This window comes from Candidatus Accumulibacter sp. ACC003, from assembly GCF_907163085.1.
In the GTDB taxonomy this organism is placed as follows: Bacteria; Pseudomonadota; Gammaproteobacteria; order Burkholderiales; family Rhodocyclaceae; genus Accumulibacter.
The window spans coordinates 208,579-229,461 of sequence record NZ_CAJQTX010000001.1 but is presented as its reverse complement, the minus strand read 5'-3'; the positions used below and the strand labels follow the sequence as shown (position 1 = coordinate 229,461).

Sequence of the window (20,883 nt, the reverse complement as noted above, 5' to 3'; positions counted from 1 at the left end):
AATGAAGAGGAGTAGACAGAAAAATCGCTTCGGTTCGGCGTGTGTCCTCACCCTACTGACGAGCGAAAGACACAGGGGCAGTTCGGAGAGCAAAGACAGAGTGCGATAAAGCGAGGACAATGCGACGCGAGAACAGACACGAGGCGAATCTGGAGTTTGCTCGACGAAGTGGGCACGGAGCGGAGTAGCGGGGAGTCGCGGAAAGCCGCAGGTACACCAGGCGACAGGAAGAGGGGACAGCGCGAAGTACAAGTCGCCCATGACTGGCAACGACGGCCGCGGAAAACGGTCGATTCGGGCAGGGTCGATAGGGAAGGCGGATCCCTGCAGCACATAGCGATGCGCAATCCCGGCTGCCGCACAGACCGTACCATCGTCGAGGCGCCAGTGCCGGCCAAGTGAAGAGGATCGCTGAGAGAACGACGCTGCAGAGTACACAGGGAGAGAGCGGATGGAGCTTGAGGCCGGGTACAGACGTGCGAGGAGCGGGGGTGACAATCAGCAGCTTGAATGACACGGTTGCGACCAGGTCAAGCTGGAACTCGGCGTGATCGAGAAGCGGCACGTGGCCGAAAGCGAGCGAGGCGTCGGTGAGAATCAGATACGGCATGGGTGCAGTTCGAAGTCCTGTCGGTGGATAGAGTGGCCGCCGGGCATGGCGCCAAGCGCGCCATTCTACGCTGTTGATCGAAGCGACACGCGCGGGAGACTTGTCCACCCAGGGCAATCGCATGAATCTTGTAGAACGCCCAGCAGCTCGGCACGGAAGAGGTCAGCTCTGGCTCGCATCTGGTCGTCGCCAAAAGGCACGTCGACGGACCCGCGCAGACTGTTGAGCGTAAACGGTTATTTCAGAGGGGTCACGACCTTGGCATGCACGCGATGGCCCTGCAGACCAGCAGCGCTGAAGCATGACTGCGCCAGCCCAGTACTGGCAAGGCGTTGCGGTGGGCAGGCAAAAAAGGTTTCGCACAAGGGAGCTAGACAGCCGGGGGGACTTCTGGCAGGATAGGTGGAGGGTCATTGGTCCACGTTTCAGCCGGAGGTATCGTGGTGGTTGCAACGAGCGAAGGGGAGTGGGTGCACTGCGGTCGCGTATTCAGCGCCGCGGAGATCGCCGAGGTGTGCGGGACGGTGGCGTGGCTGCCGGGATTGGCGCGCAAGGAGTTGGCGGCGACGGTCTGCGAGCACCTGGGGTGGACCACTCTGACAGGGACGGCGAAGATCAGCGCCTGCCTGGAGTTTCTGGAGCGTTTGCAGGCGGCCGGGCTGCTGACACTGCCGGCGATAAGGCCGTCGTCAGCACGCCGTTGCGCGCCGCCCGCGGCACCCGTAGATACGGTCACCGGGGAGCTTCCCGTGCACTGCGCCCTGTCGGCACTCGCACCGGTCTGCCTGGAAGTCGTTCGCGACGCGGCGTTGGTGGCGCAGTGGGATGCGCTGGTGGCGCGCTGGCACCCACTGGGTTTCCAGGGGGCCTTCGGCTACCGCCTGCGCTACTTCATCACGGCGGGCGACCGGCGGCTCGGCAGCGTCCTGCTGGCCGGCGCTGCCCGCGCGGTCGCCGTGCGCGACCGCTGGATCGGCTGGACGGCCCAGGCCCGCCGCGAGAACCTGGCGCGGGTGGTGAACAACAGCCGCTTCCTGATCTTTCCCCACGTCCGGGTGCCGCATCTGGCCAGTCATGTGCTCGGACAACTCGCGCGCCGCGCACGCGCGGACTGGCTCGATCACTGGGGCTTCGAGCCCCTGTTGCTGGAGACTTTCGTCGATCCTCGTCACTATACCGGCACCTGTTACCGCGCGGCCGGTTGGCAGTTGCTCGGGGCAACCAGCGGGCGCGGGCTGGCCCGCCCCGGCCAGTCGTATCGCAGCACGCCCCGCCAGGTGTGGCTCAAACCGCTGAGCGCCGATTGTCGCGACCGGCTGTGTGCCGCCCCTGGGAGCTCCCGGCCATGAGCAAACCCTGCCGTCGCCCGACACGCGCTGCCCTCAAGGAGCTGCGCTCAGAGAAGAAACGGCAGGAAAAGGCACTGAACGCGAAACGGCGCGCGAGTGGACAAGTCCTCCACTCCCCCACTTCTCTGCCCAACCGATGCTCAGCCTTCGCGACCGTCGGCGAGGAAAGGGAGGCCCGCGAGGACGCCGTGAGCAAAAAGACGCGTCTCCTGCGCAAAGAGCTACCCGCCTTGCTCGAGCAACTGGAACAAATTCCCGACCCGAGAGACCCCAGGAAGCGCCGCCACAAGCTGACCGCGCTGCTGCTTTACGGTCTGCTGATGTTCGTCTTTCAGTTCTCCTCTCGGCGCGAGACCAACCGCGAAATATCCCGTCCCCAGTTCATGGCCAACCTCCACCTGCTGTTCCCGGAGATCGAGACCCTGCCACACGCCGACACCCTGTTTCGGCTGCTGCGCGACATCGACCTTGACCACCTTGAGCAGGCCCACGTCGATCTGGTGAAGCGGCTGATCCGCGGCAAGAGCTTCCGCCGCTATCTGATCAACCACTGCTACCCCATCGCCATCGACGGCTCGCAGAAGGTCGCCGGCGACACCCTCTGGGCGGAGGAACTCCTCCAGCGCACCGTCGGCAAGGAGGAAACCCGCCACACCCAGTACTTCGTCTACGTCCTCGAGGCCAGCCTGGCTTTCCACAACGGCCTGGTCGTCCCACTGCTCAGCGAGTTCCTCGAACACGCGCTGGGCGATACCGAAGCGCAAAAGCAGGACTGCGAGCTGCGCGGCTTTGTGCGCTTGAGCGACCGGCTCAAGACGCTGTTCCCCCGCCTGCCGATCCTGCTCCTGCTCGACGGCCTTTACGCCAACGGGCCGGTGATGCAGCGCTGCTTGCGCGCCCACTGGCAGTTCATGATCGTGCTTAAGGACAAGGATTTGTCCACGGTCTGGCAGGAGTTCCGCGCACTCCACGCCCTGAAGCCACAAGCCGTGCAGCGCGCTTGGGGAAGGCGCCGACAACACTTCAGCTGGGTCAACGACATCGACTACGCCTTCGCGGCCAACGGGCGTCAGCGTCTCAAGCTGAACCTGGTGGTCTGTGAGGAAAGCTGGGAAAAGATCGATGAACAGGCCAGGACCGTCACCGAAACATCGCGCCACGCCTGGCTCTCCAGCCAACCGCTCAGACAAGACAATGTCCATGAGCGCTGCAACCTCGGTGCCCGCCACCGTTGGGGCATCGAAGCGGGCTTCCTCGTCGAAAAACATCAGGGCTACCACTACGAGCATGCCTTTGCCCTCGACTGGAATGCCATGAAAGGCTATCACCTCCTCATGCGCCTGGCGCATGTGTTCAATACCCTGGCACGTTTCACCCGGCAGTTACGCAACCTCTATCAAGAACTCGGTGTGCGCGGCGCCATCGCCTTCATCCGTAATTCCTGTGCTGCGCCCTGGCTTGACCCAGCACGCCTGCGTCTGCTTCTCGCCGAACCGTTCCTGCTGCAACTCGAATAACCTTGCCCAGGCCTGCCCAACACATCTTCCCAAGCGCGGCGCACCCCGCGCCGGGAAAGGCTCGCCTGGCGATCGTAACGGAGCTCCCTCGACCTCTCCTGTCCCACTGACTGAACACCAAACCCCCGCGCCGCAAGCGCTCCCTTGCCGCTAGCCAACCCCCATCTGGCCGCCTCGGCGGCGAAAGTGGGCGTAACCGGCAAGTGCTGTCGATTCGGGGAGGTCATGCGTCAGGGCTGGCAGACCAGCCGCCAAATTGGCGAAACCCGGGCGCAGCGGCTACAATACGCGCCCCGCTCCTCGTAGCACAATGGATAGTGCACGCGCCTCCTAAGCGTGGGATACAGGTTCGATTCCTGTCGAGGGGACTTACGGTGCTTCCCCAGCAGTCCATAGAAGTCCAAAAACAACACTTTATTCAACGATAAAGCTGCGTTTTGCCAGCACTATGGAGCAGCCACGCCCAGTTTCGGGTCGGCTTGGCGCTGGCGACGTGGCCTGCCCGCACTGCGGCACCGTGCATCGGCACTACTTGGCCAGCCCGCACGATTTGGCGGTGTTTGGCGAAGCGGCCGTATCACGCAGAGTACAAATGGAAACCGACGGAGAACGAGGAGCGTGCCTTGGTGGATCTGGCACTTGAGCACTGCGTGTCAATGTTAAAGAACCCGCCTTGAAGGCGCACAACCCTGACCGGCACCGGTCATGCAAATGGATTATTTTGCAGCAAGCGGCTGTGGGGATGAAGCCGACGCCAATCAGGGCCTTGAGCCAGCAAGAAGCGTTGCGCTGAAGCAATAACAGTCCGCCGACAAATTGCGGCCGAAGCGGGTTGCTCTTGTGCTGCTGACGAAACCCGGAGCAAACGAGGCAAGAGGGAAAACCTTGCCCCGCGGGTGCGATGCCGTCCTCACGGGTCGCTCCCCGTTTCGGGGCGTCGCCGCTGCTCGCCAGACGCCAGCTTGCCCAAGGTTTCGCCGCTGCGATGTCTGCGGCCAGTGCTGGCGGACACATCGGGAGCCGTTTCACGGCGTGCTGCACTCGTCAAGCGCCTGATTTGCCGATCCTGTTCGCCCGCCAGCAACAACAACGCGCAGACTGCGCCGATGAGAGCAAAGAACATGTCGGACTGCGTGTCCCAGGGATCACCCTGCGTCCCGAGAAACTCGTCTGCGCCTTGGCCCATCAGCAGCGCGGCGCCCCACTCGAGGAACTCGTAGCACGCGCTGATCGCGAGCACGATGCAGATAACGTTGAAGACCAGCATCTTGCGGCCCACCACGTAAGCACCCCGAACGAGTATCTCTCGCGCCACCAGCGCCGGCACAAAGCCTTGAAAGAAATGCCCGACCTTGTCGTACGGATTGCGAGCGAGATCGAAATAGTCCGCAATCTGGAAGCCGAGCGGGACGCGGGCATAGGTGTAGGCGCCGCCAAGCATGAGTACCAGCGCGTGCAGGAAGATGCAGACGTAGAGCAGCGTGGTAAGCGGAAACCGCTTGTACGTAGTCAACAGCACAGCTACTGCGATGAAGATGGGAAACACTTCCATCGCCCATGTCGCCCGGTCATAGGGCCTGGCACCAGAAAGCACGAGGAGCGCAAGTAACAGCGCCAGGGCGAGAACGAGAAAGGTCGAACGGTGCGCTTGCATGTGTTGTAGGTCAACCCGACGAATTAGTGTTTGCTGTAGCTGTTACGTCCGGCCCTAATCCAGACTCCTCGGCCCAAGCTTTTCGAGGTTGAAACGATGGCCGAGTCCCATGCTGCAACCGGAAGAGTGATCCCGGCGGCAACGTGGGATGAAGGCCCTACCGAGGCGGCAGCAGCGGCAACCGCCAAGACTCTTCGGGATCGTACAGATTCATCTGCCGCTGGTGGTAGCGGCGTAGCTGTACGGCATAACGGCTTTCACAAGCGACGGCGAGCTGGTGAAGGAACTGACTGAGCGCGGCAACGCTTTCATCGGAGAGGCCGTCGGGGAATAGCGGCTCGGCAGAGCGGCGCTTCATCGCAATTCCTCGATCGCCAACTGCAACAGATCGTCCGGCAAATGATTCAAACCACGCGGCACCGCCAGGCGCATCGCCGTGCGCAGAATTCGCCCGGCATGCCGCGGCAAGCCCTTGCTCGCCTGGCGCAAGATCTCCAGGCCTGAATCGCTGAGCAGCGTACTGGTACAACCGGCACTCTTCAGGCTGTGCTGGATCAGCTGCGCGAAGCGCTCGCGTTCGAGCACCGGCTTGAGCTGCACGCGCACCTGAATTCGCCCCGCCAGCGCCGCATAAGGCGCCCGCTCCAGCGTTTGCGCCAGTGTTGGATGACCGATCAACCAGACCGCCATCACATCGCGCGTATCGAAGGCGAAGTTGAGGAAGGCCGGCAAATCCCGAAAGAACTCCGGCGGCAGATTCTGCGCCTCATCGATGATCCACACCGGCATCAGCTGACGGCTATCGACCAACTGCAGAATCCGCTCCTTCAGATCGCGCCACAGCTGCGCCCGCCGATACCCCGGCTCGACGCCCAGCGCCCGTGCCAGACCGCGATAGATATCCAGCCGACCAAAGTCCGTCTCCGCCTGATAGATCACCTGATAACGATGCGGATTCAGGCCACGGGTCAATTGGCGCAAGGCGGCCGTCTTGCCCACCCCCGGTTCGCCGGTGATCAGCCCGACCCCGGGCGAGTGCAACAACCACGCAAAGCGCTCGGCCAACTGTCCCAGCGTACCGTCATCCCACAGCTCGGCCGCTTGCTTGCCCAGCGGCGGATGCCGCAAACCAAAGTGTTGAAGGTCCACCTCACTCTCCTTCGGGGTCGTAGTACTGCTGATAGATCTGCTCGATCAGATTCGGGCCGCTCGCCCCTTTCTGGGGCGGGCTAGCGTCCGCTGGGTCAGACTGGCGTCGTTGGCGCGTGGCATTGGCCAGCGCATCGAGTGGCGTCGCCGCACCGATCGATTCCCCTTGCTCGTCCTCGACGCCGATCACCGTCTCGGTATGCGGATCGACCACCAGAGACACCGTTTTGCCCGACAGTTCAAAGGGCACCTCGAAGCGTTGTCCCTGATACGATACCGTGCCATCCTTCCTGACCAGTCGCGTGACGCGATGCTGGAACAGGGCATCGAGGCTTGCCGCCAACGGCCCCAACGGACGAATCCTGGACAGGTCCTGCTGGTAACGCGCCAACGGCGTCATGCCGGCGAGACCGGCGTGCGGGCTGCGGTGATAGACCTGTTCAAGCCAGGCCCACAGGCGAGCATTGAGATCGTCCAGGCTGGCGATATGGCGCTCATCGAGTTCGCTGAGAAACTGATCGCGGCAGCGGCGGTGCCAGCGCTCCAACTTCCCTTTGCCCTCGGGCGCGTACGGCCGACAGTGAATCAGGTGGATGCCCAGCCGGGCGCAGATCCCTTGCAGCGTCTCGGCGCGGTAGGCGGCGCCGTTATCGACCACCAGCTTGAGCGGAATGCCGCGTTTGAGCACCGCCTGCTTGAGCACGCCTTCGATATCCAGGGCGGTTTCTCCGGGGCAGAAGGCGCTGTGCGTGAGTAGCCGGGAGGCGTCGTCGAAGAGCGATACGAGATAGCTCTTGGCGAGTTTGCCGTCGATCGGCACGCGTGGGCCGTGCATCACGTCGCCGTACCAGATCGCCCCCGCTGTCGCGGCGACGAAGCTGCGTTTCTCCTCGGGCAGGCTGGCCGAGCCGGTGATCCGTGACAGGCCGTGCTGCTGCAGCAGACGGTGAATGGTCGACCGGGCCAGGCGGCCACGGGCGACGGTGCCGGTGGCTTCGAGCAATTGTCGAATCTGGCACAGCGAGCGCCGCGGGTTGTCGCGCTTGGCGGCGAGAATGGCCGCCTGGGTGGCGGCCGGGAGCTTCGACTGCCCGCGGTCGGCGCGTGGCTTGGGCGTCAGGCCGTCAAGCTGGCGGAGGCGCCAGGCGTAGTACCACGCCTGAATCGTCTTCTCGCTCAGATAGCGCCGACGGCTGCCGGGGATGGCGTACTCGCGGCTGGCCAGCTCCCGGAGGAGCTGTTGCAGTTCGCTACGTTCCAGCCGCTCGCGGCTGATCAGGGGACCGAGAACGGACAGGCGAAACAGGGCTTTCGGATCAATCGGGTTCATAACCACTCCTGGTGATAAATCGGAGCGGTGATCAAACCAGAACGGCCGTTCTAATGACAGGAGCAAACTGTGTGGGGTCCCCGCCCGGGCGGGGACCTCACCGTCTGCCGCTCGTTCGGAATCAGTTCATCACGGGACGCTGATCTGCCGATCAAGCCAGGTCATGGCCTGTGCCAGGCCGATCGATTCGAATACCCGGCGCCAGAAAGCGCTGCCGTCGACCGTCCGCCCGAGGTCGGCAAAGCGAGCACGCAGGTGAAACTCGAACAGCAGGCGGCGCTCCTGGAGCCAGGCCCACCAGCGACCGGCGGTGCGCCGCTCGGGCGCCGCGCCGGGTGCGCCGGGGCGATCGGGCGCGCCGCTCAGCCGCTGTGCCAGGACCGCTTGCTGCACTGACCAGTCATACCAGCGGCGCGGCGCGATGCACGCCGGCAGACGCGAACACGTCCGCCGACATCCAGAGCAACAGTAGCGGCAGATCGGCACCGGATTGAGTGAATCCTGCCCGGCTCGCCGGTCGGCCTTGCGCTCGTAGTGCCCGTGCTGCCAGAGAATCTTCAGGCCGCAATGCGGGCAGCACGGCGGTCGATACGCTTCGGGGGTTTGCTTGATGGCCTCAAGATGCTGCTCGATCGTCTCGATGCCGGCTACAATTCGCTGCATGGGCTGGGCGCTTTGCTGTGTGGTTTGTCTTGATAACTTCCCACGATAGCAGAGTTGTCCCGGCCCTTCTTTCGTTCACTTCGTCCCAACATCCTTCAGGCAGGCCGCCTTCTTTCGCCCTCGCCGTCCACGGGATATCTCACGCCGTCAGTTCCTGGAGAGCGGCGGACGTAACAGTAGCGCTGCCGGGCATCGCCGTCAGGCGAGCTGCCGGAAATGCTGGGTAAGGTCCATGGATCGAGCGTCATGAACTCGCGTGCATCGTCTCTGATTGTGCCCCCTCCCCTCGTAGCCCAAACGGCCGCCTTCCGCACGGCTCGGGCCGCAAAGTTCGCGCAAGACTGTTGCCAACGCAGTCGCGCTGCCTGCCCGGGCGGTCAACCGGGCCATCATCCTGATCGTCATCGTCTCTGCCGCCTGCTCGTCGCGTTCGTCCCGGGTGCGGCATCCGATGGCGGCGCCGCAGGTCGATTATCTCTCCGTCACGCTGCCCGCGGCGCCGTTCTGGCCCAACAACGGGCAGCGCAGCGCAGTCGCCCCGTTCACCTGGCCGGCGGCTGGCGGCCCCAGCGTTTCGATCTGATGGCGACAAGGATAGTCGAGTCGTGGCACCTGCGTGCGCAGCTTCGGCTGCCGACGTTTTGGCAGCCGGCGTAGTGCCCGTGCCCGTGTCCGCAGCCTGCTCTCGGCGAGCCACGCCAGCCAGCGCGGCGCCAGGCGCAAGGCGAGCGCGGCGAGCGGCGCCGGCTCGAGCAGGACGTGAATGCTGTTGCGGACCAGCGGCCGCAAGTTGGCGGCACATGGCGCCGACGGCGGGTATGGCTCCTTTACCGGCCGTACGGGAAACGTTCAGGCCGAACGGCTTCCTTATTTTCGCTACGCCCGGATCCGACCCACTCCGGCCGGTCGAGCATTTTCAGACCGAACATTCGCCGGTACATCCAGTGCCGCGGAAGCAACCGCTGGAGCCACTCGGGGCGATGTGGGCGCTTGGGCGGCAGGTTCGAAGGCTGACAGGTCGGCGAGCTCGGGATTTTGTTGGACAGCCCGCGGGCGAGGCCGTGTAAAAACCATCGCCAGCGGGCCACGAAGCAATCGTCACCTCACAGCTTTCGGCCACTTCCCGGTTTTTGTGGCGTCAACATCGACGGTGCTAGCGACGCTGCAAACGCAAGGGGATGGCTGCCGTCAACAGCCATGACTGTTACCGTGAAAGAACACCCTCCTGAAGGCGAGCGAATCTCTGGCACTTGATGCCATTGAGAGCAACAGGCGGGAAGAGTAGCTCAGGCGGCAGCGGGGATAAAACCGTGCTTCTTGAGCATCTTCAACCAGCGAGGGGCGTTGCGTGCAACAGATAGGGCTTCGAAGTCGGTTGCCGAGTCCCGGTAGTGCGTCTGTCGGCTGATCAACAGGAAGACCGTTTTGAGAATCTTGTGGGCGATGGCGACGATGGCGCGCTTATGCCCTCGTCGCAAGCGAAGCGCCTCGAACTTGGACTTGAAAGCACATCGCGTCCGACTGGCCGCGTGCGCGAACTGGCAAAGCAGGCGTCGGACCCAGGGGTTACCTTTTCGTATCCGTCCGGTCTTTCGCTTGCCGGCGGACTCGTTGTTGCCAGGACAAATGCCCACCCATGAGGCCAGTCGATCAACCGAGCCGAAGGCGCTCATGTCATTACCGATCTCGACCAGCAGCAAGGCGGCACCGACGGCGTCGATGCCGGGGATGGTCTGCATCAATGCCAGCGTGCTTCGGTAGGGTGTCAGTTGATCGAGCAGATACTGGTCGAAACGATCGATACGGCGTTCGAGCTCCTCGACGTGCGCGATCAATTCATGCAGCACGAAGCGGTGGTCGGCGGTGAGTTCGCCGTCGAGCGCGTCGAGCAGTTCCGTACGGTCGGCCTTGAGACGGTTGCCGGCGAGCATCAACACCTCGGCGGGAGAGTGCTCGGCGATCAGCGCCTTGACCATCGCCCGCCCGGCGACGCCGTGGATGTCGCTCACCACCACCGACAAACGAATGCCGCCGTCGGAGAGGATCTTGTGCACGCGGTTCTTCTCGCTCGAAAGGATGCCGACCAGCTGCTGGCGTTGTCGCCCGACGTGGCGCAAAGCCCGAAACTGTGCCGGCGGCACAAAGGACGCGCGTAGCATGCCGGCTCGCGCCAGCATCGCCAGCCACTGCGCATCCGCCCAGTCCGTCTTGCGGCCAGGTACGGTCTTCACGTGCCGCGCATTGACGACCGTCGCGACGATGCCGACCTGTTCCAGCGCCGCATGCGGACTCTTCCAGTAGATGCCGGTGCTCTCCATGACGACCATCTCGGCGCCGTGAGCGGCCACCCATTGCGCCATCGCCTGGCGGTCACGCTTGAAACCACCAAACTCGGCCAACTCGACACTCGTCTGGCCGGCCTCATCTTCCGTGATCGCACAGGCCGTGATCTTCGCCTGATGAACGTCCAGCCCGACGACACGCTTGTACAGTTTCGCCAGTTCCATCCGTTACTCCTTTCCCGTAAAGTCACGAACGGGTGGGAACGGCGCTTGACCGAAACAACCTGCAGGGTTGCCCCTGCGGCCTTTTTACCGTGCGCTCTCTACGAGGCAATCCGGGGTACGAGTCGGTTCAGCGGGTCACGTTAGGCATCGGGGTCCAACCACCATCTCATTGCTCGACCTCTGCCGTTTCCACCCACTCGTATTTTCTTTCATCATCCGGGGTGGCGCGAGCCGCCTCACGCAATGACCGTTAGGCTCGAGGCCAGAGCAGCAGGCTGTCGAGATTTTTTACAGTTGCGTGACAGCAACCCCTCTCTCCCCTGTAAGCCATGGATTGTCAACGCATATCCGACCGGACGCAGTTCTTGTCAGGCGGCGCGGTGGGTCTGGACGAGACATACCTGCTCACTTACCGTGATTGGGTGGGCATGGTCGGCTTCACTCCAGGCCTGATTCAGGGCCTTTCTCTTGCGCCGACGTTTTCCTTCACCGCAAACTCCTTCTCCGGAACATTGCAATCAGGAACGGTTGTCAGCCCTGGCGCTGAGATCAATGTGACGTTGCTCATAACGCATGTCCCGGAGCCCGGCACCCTTGCTCCTCTCGGCGTCAGTCTTGCCGGTCTCGCGGCCTCGCGACGTCGCAAGCGGCAGCCCCTATCGCCGCTGGCGCATCACACCTGCACCTCGCAGAAGGGCCGGCAGCAACGGGTAGCGGATCACGGGGGGGCCAGGGCCTCCGCACTCGGCTGTCATAGCGGTGTGAGGCCCAGCATCGTCATCCGGACATCGTCATCCCAAGCAGCTCCTTTGCGCTTCAAGCGTAAGCTGGCTTTAGTCTTGTCGGTCGTATCCAGACGAATCAGGTTGAGAACGATTTTCTTCAAGAGGGAGAGGTTCTGTGGGGCGTTGTCCTTGCGTACAGTGCTGGCATCTTCACGAAAGCTGACGTCGAGCACCCAGTGAAGGCGGTTTTCTACGCCCCAATGGCCTCGCACCGCGGCCGCCAGCTCTTCGGCGGTCAAGGCACGAGAACTGATGTAGTAGCGTCGCTCGAAGTTCGATTCCTTGTTGCCAACCTTGCGCAGGGAGTCGACCAGGCCGATCGTCTGGCACTTCGGCCAATCGGCCAGATCAACGAGTCCTTGCGCAGGCAAGACCGAGGCGATCTGTCCGACGATTCGACCATGGGACTTGCGGGCCTGACGGTGGCGATCAACGGCCTCGGATTGATACTGGTCGATGAACTCGGTCTCGATGGCTTCCAGCAACGTCGGCTGGTTGCCTTTGACCGCCAGCAGGTAGTCACCGCCTTGATCCGTGATCTGCCGAGCAATAGTTTTCTGGCAGCCCATGGGTAAGTATTCGGCCAACCCGTAGCGCGCCAGCGCCATTGCCGAGGCGGGTTAGCGGCAGAGGACTGATCGGAAGGCTCTGTGAAGGGGGTAGAGCCAGATGTCCTTGATCGGGAGGATGGACTTGCTGGTGGGGCATTTCTTGCCTCGCCCGGCGGTTTGACCGACCTTGATCCAGTTGGCGGCCTGGTAGCAGGTGCCGCGATGGCGGGGCGTCTCGACGAAGGTTTCGAGCAGTACGGGGCGGTAGCCGTAGCGCGCCAGCCAGTCCTTGGGCAGTTGCCGCTGCATAAGCGAGAGGATCTTGGAGGCCAGGCCCTTGCACTGGATCCAGGGCAGGATCAGAAAGCGGGCATTGTTCACCACCAGTTGCAGGTTCCTTTGTCGCTGCTCATCGTGCCAACCGATGAATTGCTCGCGCGCGGCGAGTTTCCAGGCGCTGGCGCCGAAGCTGAGCAAGGCGACCAGGGTCTCGCCGGCGAAGACGAAGTAGCGGCTCTGACTGCCCGCCATGGGCGTGTGGCCGAGATAGTGGTAGCGGGCGATGTACTCGTTCCACAGACGCGAGTTCGCCGAACCGACGACCTGATGCAGACGCAGCGGCGGCAGTTCATGCACCGGCTGAGTGAGCAACGGTTGTGGATCGGTGGCGTGAGTAGGCAGATACTCGGGTTGGCGAGGAGCGGCCCGTCGTGCCGCCGGCAGGGTGAGCAGGCCGTCGGCCTGCATACGCAGCATGGCCACCCGGCAGGTCATATCCTTCAGCTCGCCATTGGGCTTACGCCAGTCGAAGAGCTCACACACCTGGCGCGACAGTTGCGCGCGGCTGCTGCCAGGATGGGCTTCGATCAGGCGGCAGAGGGCCTGCAGTTCGTCGTCGGTAAAGTGACGCCCGCAATAAGGCTTCACGAGCTATCGATGGGACGGCTCTGATCGACCGGGATGCCACGCATCTGAGCCAGTCGATCGGTCGCCATCGCCCAGGGCAGAAAGGCACTCAAGTCCGTCGGCGGCAGGTTGCCGTTGGCGGCGCAGGCCTCCAGATACGCCGTCAGCCAGGTGCGCGGGTTGATTCCCCACAAGCGCAGCGTCAGCAGCAAGCTGAACATCGTCGCGGCGAGTGCGCCGGACCAGAGACTGCCCGACCCATAGAAGTTCTTGCGTGCGACCACCGGCGTGCGCTGTGCGCGCTCGGCGGCATTATTGTCCATCGCCACCTCGGGGCGGTCGACAAAGACGGTCAGGCCGGACCAATGTTTGCGCATGCTTCGCAGCACCTTGCTCGCCGGCATTTTGAGCGCCGGGTTCGCCAGTTCGCTTTCCCGTTGACTGGCCATTTGCGTGATCGCCTGCCGCAAGGCGCGGTCGCGTTCGGCCCACTGTACTGGGTCGCTACGGACTTCCAGGCGCCGTCCATTCAAGTGGTAGAGCTGAGCGATCTGCTCGACCCAGGCCAGTGCCCAGTCCGCGAGCTCCGGATGGGCGTTGGCCAGTTCCAGGAAATCACGCCGCTGATGTGCCCAGCAGAAAGCCAGAATGAAGTGGTCAAGGACTCGCGCGAGCTTCTTGTAGGCCGAATAGCGATCACTGTGTATTCCACGCAAACTGGACACCGATTCCACGGCAAACTGGACACCCATTCCACGTGAATCTGGACAGTCGGAGCGTAGCGACGCGGGGTTAAAAGGTTTTACTCTGAGCCTCGTCTTGTGGTCAAGTTTTTGGCATGCAAAGGCAACCGCTTGGCGTTACTGCGTAACGGCTTCTTTGGCCAATAGAAGGCGCTTTTCGTAGTAGTCCGTCTCTCCATTCGGAACCCGCGCCGCGCGCTTCAAAGCGGCGTGGTCAGCCTCCCGAAGCAGGCTTTCAAGGACCTCACGTTGCGTTACTGCGTAACACGCCGCCAGGCGCTCCAAGGCACGCTTGGCGTGAAGATTGACCAGCAGATTCAGCCGCTCGGCCTGGCCGTCCACATCTTTCAAGTGACGAACGCGATAGTCCGATTGCCGTTGAGCATTAGTTTTTGCCATGTTGATGGTCCTGTTGAGCGTTACGCAGTAACGGTTTGATGGAGGGGTTGCCATGCCAGCAGCGCAGCAATCGAGGGCACAGGCCGTGGGGCGCTTTGGGCGCAACGAGTGGCACCGCGCAGAGTTATCCACGGCCGCCCGCCAGGCTGCGCTCCTTCTATAGCAGGCGGGCTGGCGGGCGGCGGTGGGTAACTTGTTGGGCTTGCTGAGGCGTTCATACCGGCGTCTCGGGCTTGCGCAACGATTCGCCATCGAGGTCCAGCGTATGTGCCTGATGGACCAGCCGGTCGAGGATCGCATCGGCCAGCGTCGGATCGCCAATCGACGCATGCCAATGCTCGACCTGCAGCTGGCTGGTGATGATCGTCGAGCGCGTCCCGTGGCGGTCATCGAAGATCTCCAGGAGATCGCGGCGGCTCTCGTCGGAGAGCGGTGCCAGCCCCCATTCGTCGATCACCAGGACCTCGGTCTTGGCCAACTGCGCCAGCGACTTCAGATAACTGCCATCGCCGCGGCCGATCGCCAGCGCCGGCAAGAGACGCGTCAAACGCACATAGAGGACCGAATGCCCCTGCCGGCACGCCTGGTTGGCCAGGGCGCACGCCAGATAGGTCTTGCCGATCCCCGTCGGCCCGCAGATCAGCACGTTCTGGTGATCGCTCACCCAGCGCCCGGTCATCAAGCGGGCGAACAGCCCCCGGTCGAGTCGGCGCGGATGCCGGAAATTGACATCCTCTGGCGTCGCCGCCTGTTTCAACCCGGCGCGTTTCAGACGCGCCGCATTCTGTCGCGACTCGCGTTCGGCCGCCTCGCAGTCGACCAGCAGCCCGAGGCGCTCCTCGAACGACAACTGGTCGATCTCGGGGCTTTGCGCCTGGCTGGCCAAGGCCCGGGCCATGCCCGGCAGGCGCAGTTGGTGGAGTCTCTCGACGGTCGGATGATTCAGCATGGCAAAGCTCCTTCAGTGGTAGTAACCGGGGCCACGCACATTGGCGTGCTCCGGAGGTAAATGGGTCTGGGCGGGTGCGCTCACCCGCTGCTTGTCCAGGCCGTTCTTCAAGATCGATTTCAGGCTGCTGTAGGACGTCGCCCCGATAGCGATGGCCCGCTCGCAGGCAGCTTCCAGGCGCTCGTCCCCGTAGGCCTGGCCCAGGCGCAGGATGCCCAGGCACGCCCGATAGGCCTGTTGCGGATGGCGGCGTTGATGCAGAAGGCTCTGCACGACGCCCTGGGCATGCGGCCCGATACGCCCGGCCCAGTCGAGTAGGCGCGGGGCATTCCAGCCCTGTACCGCCCGGTGGGCCGGCGCCATGTGCGCATCGACGGTGGTGTGCCGGCCGCGGGCGTCGTTGCGGACATGACTGGCAATGCGCGTGCCGCGATGGAACAGTTCGACGGTACTCGCCGTCAGCCGGCTATCGACTTGCTCGCGGGCGAAGCGGTAGGGCACCGAGTAGTAGTGGCCGACGAGCTCGACGTGGTAATCAATGCCGACCCTGACGACTTTCCATTCGGCGAACTCGTAACGCGTCACCGGCAAGGGCAGTAAAGCCGGCCGATCGAGTTCGATGAAGGCCGATTGGCGGCAGCCGGGCAACTTCTTGAACGGACGGTTATTGAGCCGGGTCATCAGTTCGGCGATGCTGCGGTTGAGCTCAGCCAGGCTGAAGAAACGCTGGTGGCGCAGACGCGCCAGGACCCAGCGCTCGACCAGAAGCACCCCAGCTTCGGCCTTGGCCTTGTCTTTCGGGCGACGCGGCCGGGCGGGGAGAACCGCGGTGCCGTAATGGGTGGCCAGGTCGCGGTACGTCGGGTTGAGTTCGGGCTCGTAGTAGCAGGCGCTGGTGACGCCGCTCTTGAGGTTGTCGGGCACCATCAGGGCGGTGACGCCGCCGAGGTGTTCGAAGGTGCGCACATGGCTGCCGATCCAGTCCGGCAGGCTCTGGCTCCAGGTGGCTTCGCCGTAGGTGTAGTTGGAGGCGCCGAGGACGGCGACGAAGATCGCCGCCAGCCGGATTTCACCGCTCATCGGGTCGGTGATCGGCACCGTCTGGCCGGCGTAGTCGACGAACAGTTTCTCGCCCGGGGGGTGCGTCTGGCGCAGGCTCAGCGAGAGCCGCCCGACCCACTGCCGATAGAGGGCGCAGAAGCCGCTGTAGCGGTAGCCGGCCGGGTGTTCGGTCTTGTATTCCTGCCAGAGGAGGTCGAGGGTGACGCCCTTGCGCCGCAGTTCGCGGTGCACGACCGGCCAATCGGGTTCGGGGCGGGTCTGGTTCGACGGTGCCGCCGGCGGGTACAGCTGCGCCTCCAGCTCCGGCTCGCTCATTCCCGCCGGCAGTGGCCAGGTGACGCCGTAGAGCTTCGCACGACGGAGGAGATCGCCGACGGTCGTCGGTGAGGCGTGGGTCGCCCGGGCGATCTCGCGGTGGCTGCGGCCGCCCTCAAGGGACAGCCGTAAAACGTCAAGAATCTTGCGCATGGATAGCCTGCTATTCGCCATGTGGGCCTCGGCAAATCTGCCGAGGGTGCCACGGTTATCCCGCGCGCTACGATATTACAAATGACTGTCCAGATTGCTCTGGAATCGGTGTCCAGTTTGCCGTGGAATCACTGTCCAGTTTCGTCTGGAATCGGTGTCCAGTTTGGTGTGGAATACGCAATCACAGATGATGACTCCTCCGGCGCTACCGGAGAGCTCCCGGATCGGCACCGCCGCCGAGCGGCTCGGGTCGAGCACGAAGTGGATGACCGATGGGCCGTGGAACACCCAGAAATACCAGCGATGTCCGACCTTCCCTTCGGTCTCGGCAAAGACCCGCCAGCGGGTCTCGTCTGCGTGCCACTGTTTCTCGCTGCGTAGTTGGCCAAGCAGTGCTTCTTCAAGCGGCTCGAACAGCGGTGCCAAGGCACGCAGTCCGCCGGCCACCGTTCCTGCCGAGAGCGTCAGTCCGTGGTCGGACAAGTCTCGCAGAAGCCGATGCGTCGGCTGGCCGTACAAGAACTTCGACAGCAGCAGGTGCACCCAGATCGACACGCCGTACTTTCCACGCGGGATCAATCGTGCCGGCGGTGGCGCGGTCAGAATACCCCGCGCGCCCGAACACTGACAGGTCCGCCGGTAGCGCCGCCGGCAGATCTTCCGGCGGTAGGCCTTGACCTCGATCTCGAGGACTTCACTGTCTTCCGTGCCGGGAAAGTCGACGTAGCCCAGACCACAGTCCGGGCAATGCGGGCAGTCGATGTCGATGACCTCGATCTGCGTCGGCAAGTGACTTTCCGGGTTCCGCCCGTGACCCGCTGCTCCCGGTTGCTGACCTCGAGCTCGCGACGATTTTTGGTCCGCCGCCGGGTTCTTCTCGGCTCCCGAAGAGCGTTCTGACTTGCGACCAAACAGGCGTTTTTGCAGATCGCGGATCTTGCCCTTGGCCTGCTCCAGTTCGCTGCGCAAGGCCGCCTCGCGCGCCGCCGCTTGCGCCATTTCCACCCGATGAGCGGCCTCCGATTGCGCCAACCGAACCAGCGCTTGTCGATGTTGGCTCCGCCAGAAGCTGGCCTCCCAACGGAGCTTGATTTCCTGCTCCTTGGTTAGCGTCACCAACACCTCGGCGAACGGCGCCACTTGGCGGTGACTTGCCGCCGATCCTCCGCCAATGATGTCCGCACCCGTGTCCATGCGCCGCATGGTGCCGGATTTCCGCTGCTGTGTCCAGTCCAGATTTCCGGTCTACCCGCCAATCGCTGACTGAACCACGCCGACCAAAAAAGCGGGGGCTACGGGTTCACCGAATACTTACGCCCATGGCGTCGATGGTGACCAGCAACCCATTGATATACAGTGCCTTGAGCAGTTCCGGGATGGCGGTGATCTCATTACTCTTGCTGGCGACCTTTTCCTGACCGAGGACAATACCCAATTCCGTAGCGAAGGCGCTGACCATGTGAATCGCGGTTTCGCCACCACTGCCGGAACCTCGCACCGTCTTGCCATCGAACGCGACGCTGCCTCGCAAGGCGCCGACCACCCCGGCCACCCAGCGGCGAAACGCGACCTCAAATTGCTTCGGGTCAAGCGCTCGGAACACCCGCAGAAACGTCTCCGTGGAGGGAACCCCGTTCTTGAGCACCAGGAATTCACGCAGCCATTTTTCCTTCCGGCGCCCCCAATAGGCGATGTCTTCGATGGTGTCACAATCCGAGAGTACCCCTGCCATGGCAATCACCAAAATCTCCTGAAAGTCATGCAGCGTTCCATTGCTGGGTCTGCGCGGCTCGTCCACTTCCCTCAAGCAGCACATCAGGCTCACTCCCGTCGTCACAGTCATTTCGGTTGTCCAAAAGACGAGAGTAGACCTGATTTCAGTAGGGTTTACAAGTGGTTGTCATAAGCTCGTGAATTTTAACGATTTTCCGCTGATCGAGTATGACAATAAACACTATGCTATCCGAGTGCGGAGGCCCTGGGGGGGGGGCCGAACGGCCCGCCACTGCGTTTCCTGCCGTCAGGGTCTCTAGCGCTGGCTCGCCAGCACCCGATCGACCATCACGCCCGACTGCCCCAGGTAGTTGGCCGGGTCGCACAGCAGATGTCGTAGACCAGGTCGTGCGCGTAGAAGCGTCCGCTTCCCGATCTGCTGGCCGAGTACACGGAGATCAACAAGCACTTTGGCGGCGGTGCGCCGTCGAAGACGTAGTACAGCGGGTAGCTCGTTCACTCGGCAGCGATTCGAGCATTGAGACATCGATGCGCTGGCCCTTGCCAATCTGCATGCCCTGCATCTGCGTGGCCAGGATTTTGCTGTAGACGTACATGCCGGCGACGATGTCAGCGATCGACGACCCGAACCTTGCGGGGTTCGTCAGCGGTGCCGGTCACCGAGACGAAGCCGGCCTCGCTCTGGATCAACAGGTCGTAGGCCTTCTTATCGCGGTGGCGACAAGAAGGTCGCCGTGCAGGTGTTCTCGATTATCGGATTGACCAACCTCTATTTGGCGAGGAGAAAACCGATGAGTTGATGGGCGAAATCCGTCCGCTGCGCCCGAATTGGGGCTTTCGAGGCCTAAAAATGTCTCGGTTCTGAGCGGTAGAAGCGGAAAAATCGATCATCGGCGTCGGTTCAAATGGCTGGCTTGAGTGCGATTACCAAAAACATCAATTGATCAGCGGTTCCCTGGTGTGGTGGCGTTGAACTTCCTACACTTCGGTAAAGTCCACCTGTGTCAGGGCAGTTGCGTCCTAACGGTCATTGCGTGAGGCGGCTCGCGCCACCCCGGATGATGAAAGAAAATACGAGTGGGTGGAAACGGCAGAGGTCGAGCAATGAGATGGTGGTTGGACCCCGATGCCTAACGTGACCCGCTGAACCGACTCGTACCCCGGATTGCCTCGTAGAGAGCGCACGGTAAAAAGGCCGCAGGGGCAACCCTGCAGGTTGTTTCGGTCAAGCGCCGTTCCCACCCGTTCGTGACTTTACGGGAAAGGAGTAACGGATGGAACTGGCGAAACTGTACAAGCGTGTCGTCGGGCTGGACGTTCATCAGGCGAAGATCACGGCCTGTGCGATCACGGAAGATGAGGCCGGCCAGACGAGTGTCGAGTTGGCCGAGTTTGGTGGTTTCAAGCGTGACCGCCAGGCGATGGCGCAATGGGTGGCCGCTCACGGCGCCGAGATGGTCGTCATGGAGAGCGCCGGCATCTACTGGAAGAGTCCGCATGCGGCGCTGGAACAGGTCGGCATCGTCGCGACGGTCGTCAATGCGCGGCACGTGAAGACCGTACCTGGCCGCAAGACGGACTGGGCGGATGCGCAGTGGCTGGCGATGCTGGCGCGAGCCGGCATGCTACGCGCGTCCTTTGTGCCGCCGGCACAGTTTCGGGCTTTGCGCCACGTCGGGCGACAACGCCAGCAGCTGGTCGGCATCCTTTCGAGCGAGAAGAACCGCGTGCACAAGATCCTCTCCGACGGCGGCATTCGTTTGTCGGTGGTGGTGAGCGACATCCACGGCGTCGCCGGGCGGGCGATGGTCAAGGCGCTGATCGCCGAGCACTCTCCCGCCGAGGTGTTGATGCTCGCCGGCAACCGTCTCAAGGCCGACCGTACGGAACTGCTCGACGCGCTCGACGGCGAACTCACCGCCGACCACCGCTTCGTGCTGCATGAATTGATCGCGCACGTCGAGGAGCTCGAACGCCGTATCGATCGTTTCGACCAGTATCTGCTCGATCAACTGACACCCTACCGAAGCACGCTGGCATTGATGCAGACCATCCCCGGCATCGACGCCGTCGGTGCCGCCTTGCTGCTGGTCGAGATCGGTAATGACATGAGCGCCTTCGGCTCGGTTGATCGACTGGCCTCATGGGTGGGCATTTGTCCTGGCAACAACGAGTCCGCCGGCAAGCGAAAGACCGGACGGATACGAAAAGGTAACCCCTGGGTCCGACGCCTGCTTTGCCAGTTCGCGCACGCGGCCAGTCGGACGCGATGTGCTTTCAAGTCCAAGTTCGAGGCGCTTCGCTTGCGACGAGGGCATAAGCGCGCCATCGTCGCCATCGCCCACAAGATTCTCAAAACGGTCTTCCTGTTGATCAGCCGACAGACGCACTACCGGGACTCGGCAACCGACTTCGAAGCCCTATCTGTTGCACGCAACGCCCCTCGCTGGTTGAAGATGCTCAAGAAGCACGGTTTTATCCCCGCTGCCGCCTGAGCTACTCTTCCC

15 protein-coding genes, 1 tRNA gene and 5 pseudogenes are annotated in these 20,883 nt (G+C 63.0%); 5 read left to right on the top strand and 16 right to left on the bottom strand.

Annotation, left to right across the window (positions count from 1 at the left end; all coding sequences use genetic code 11):
• Positions 1-1,050 precede the first annotated feature (1,050 nt).
• The 3 genes from QZ656_RS01050 to QZ656_RS01040 all read left to right on the top strand — a co-directional run bounded on the left by QZ656_RS01050 (position 1,051) and on the right by QZ656_RS01040 (position 3,844).
• Positions 1,051-1,959, top strand: a complete 909-nt coding sequence (locus QZ656_RS01050) for a DUF4338 domain-containing protein (protein WP_291991618.1) — start codon at positions 1,051-1,053, stop codon at positions 1,957-1,959.
• Positions 1,956-3,476, top strand: coding sequence for a transposase family protein (locus QZ656_RS01045; protein WP_291991619.1), 1,521 nt, complete (start codon positions 1,956-1,958; stop codon positions 3,474-3,476). The genes QZ656_RS01050 and QZ656_RS01045 overlap by 4 nt, the downstream gene beginning before the upstream one ends.
• A gap of 296 nt (positions 3,477-3,772) precedes the next feature.
• A tRNA-Arg gene (locus QZ656_RS01040) sits at positions 3,773-3,844 on the top strand.
• Between the two features lie 686 nt (positions 3,845-4,530).
• Here the strand turns inward: QZ656_RS01040 and QZ656_RS01035 are convergent.
• The 7 genes and pseudogenes from QZ656_RS01035 to QZ656_RS01005 all read right to left on the bottom strand — a co-directional run.
• Positions 4,531-5,130 (bottom strand): annotated as a pseudogene (locus QZ656_RS01035) (DUF2238 domain-containing protein); the annotation flags it as partial.
• Between the two features lie 157 nt (positions 5,131-5,287).
• Positions 5,288-5,488 (bottom strand): hypothetical protein, encoded by a 201-nt coding sequence (locus QZ656_RS01030; RefSeq protein WP_291991615.1) that lies wholly within the window; start codon positions 5,486-5,488, stop codon positions 5,288-5,290.
• Positions 5,485-6,279 carry an ATP-binding protein gene (locus QZ656_RS01025; protein WP_291991614.1) on the bottom strand — a complete coding sequence of 265 codons (795 nt, stop codon included), beginning with the start codon at positions 6,277-6,279 and terminating at the stop codon, positions 5,485-5,487. Before QZ656_RS01025 ends, QZ656_RS01030 begins: the two co-directional genes overlap by 4 nt.
• Before the next feature lies 1 nt (position 6,280).
• A complete protein-coding gene (locus QZ656_RS01020) occupies positions 6,281-7,609 on the bottom strand; it encodes a DDE-type integrase/transposase/recombinase (protein WP_291991639.1) in 1,329 nt (442 codons plus the stop codon).
• A gap of 129 nt (positions 7,610-7,738) precedes the next feature.
• A complete protein-coding gene (locus QZ656_RS01015) occupies positions 7,739-8,272 on the bottom strand; it encodes a DUF6431 domain-containing protein (protein WP_291991638.1) in 534 nt (177 codons plus the stop codon).
• Positions 8,273-8,743: 471 nt separating this feature from the next.
• Positions 8,744-9,061 (bottom strand): hypothetical protein, encoded by a 318-nt coding sequence (locus QZ656_RS01010; protein ID WP_291991637.1) that lies wholly within the window; start codon positions 9,059-9,061, stop codon positions 8,744-8,746.
• A gap of 497 nt (positions 9,062-9,558) precedes the next feature.
• Positions 9,559-10,779 carry an IS110 family transposase gene (locus tag QZ656_RS01005; RefSeq protein WP_291991569.1) on the bottom strand — a complete coding sequence of 407 codons (1,221 nt, stop codon included), beginning with the start codon at positions 10,777-10,779 and terminating at the stop codon, positions 9,559-9,561.
• 329 nt (positions 10,780-11,108) lie between these two features.
• On the opposite strand from QZ656_RS01005, the pseudogene QZ656_RS01000 reads away from it, so the two are divergent.
• Positions 11,109-11,420 (top strand): annotated as a pseudogene (locus tag QZ656_RS01000) (PEP-CTERM sorting domain-containing protein); the annotation flags it as partial.
• A gap of 110 nt (positions 11,421-11,530) precedes the next feature.
• Here QZ656_RS01000 and QZ656_RS00995 read toward each other — a convergent pair.
• The 9 genes and pseudogenes from QZ656_RS00995 to QZ656_RS00955 form a co-directional block, all read right to left on the bottom strand.
• Positions 11,531-12,133: pseudogene (locus tag QZ656_RS00995) on the bottom strand (ISAs1 family transposase); the annotation flags it as partial.
• Positions 12,134-12,184: 51 nt separating this feature from the next.
• Positions 12,185-13,042 carry a DUF4338 domain-containing protein gene (locus QZ656_RS00990; protein ID WP_291991636.1) on the bottom strand — a complete coding sequence of 286 codons (858 nt, stop codon included), beginning with the start codon at positions 13,040-13,042 and terminating at the stop codon, positions 12,185-12,187.
• Positions 13,039-13,737: a transposase gene (locus QZ656_RS00985; RefSeq protein WP_291991635.1), complete on the bottom strand. Its 699-nt coding sequence runs from the start codon at positions 13,735-13,737 to the stop codon at positions 13,039-13,041. The genes QZ656_RS00990 and QZ656_RS00985 overlap by 4 nt, the downstream gene beginning before the upstream one ends.
• A gap of 144 nt (positions 13,738-13,881) precedes the next feature.
• Positions 13,882-14,217: a hypothetical protein gene (locus QZ656_RS00980; protein ID WP_291991634.1), complete on the bottom strand. Its 336-nt coding sequence runs from the start codon at positions 14,215-14,217 to the stop codon at positions 13,882-13,884.
• A 160-nt stretch (positions 14,218-14,377) separates the two neighbouring features.
• Positions 14,378-15,112: an IS21-like element helper ATPase IstB gene (gene istB, locus QZ656_RS00975; RefSeq protein ID WP_291991633.1), complete on the bottom strand. Its 735-nt coding sequence runs from the start codon at positions 15,110-15,112 to the stop codon at positions 14,378-14,380.
• 12 nt (positions 15,113-15,124) lie between these two features.
• A complete protein-coding gene (istA, locus tag QZ656_RS00970) occupies positions 15,125-16,663 on the bottom strand; it encodes an IS21 family transposase (protein WP_291991632.1) in 1,539 nt (512 codons plus the stop codon).
• Between the two features lie 54 nt (positions 16,664-16,717).
• A complete protein-coding gene (locus QZ656_RS00965) occupies positions 16,718-17,845 on the bottom strand; it encodes a transposase (RefSeq protein WP_291991631.1) in 1,128 nt (375 codons plus the stop codon).
• A 112-nt stretch (positions 17,846-17,957) separates the two neighbouring features.
• Positions 17,958-18,458, bottom strand: a pseudogene (locus QZ656_RS00960) (ISAs1 family transposase); the annotation flags it as partial.
• Positions 18,459-18,874: 416 nt separating this feature from the next.
• Positions 18,875-19,093, bottom strand: a pseudogene (locus QZ656_RS00955) (CoA transferase); the annotation flags it as partial.
• Between the two features lie 557 nt (positions 19,094-19,650).
• Between QZ656_RS00955 and QZ656_RS00950 the strand changes: the two are divergent.
• Positions 19,651-20,871 (top strand): IS110 family transposase, encoded by a 1,221-nt coding sequence (locus QZ656_RS00950; protein ID WP_291991630.1) that lies wholly within the window; start codon positions 19,651-19,653, stop codon positions 20,869-20,871.
• The last annotated feature ends 12 nt before the right edge of the window (positions 20,872-20,883 follow it).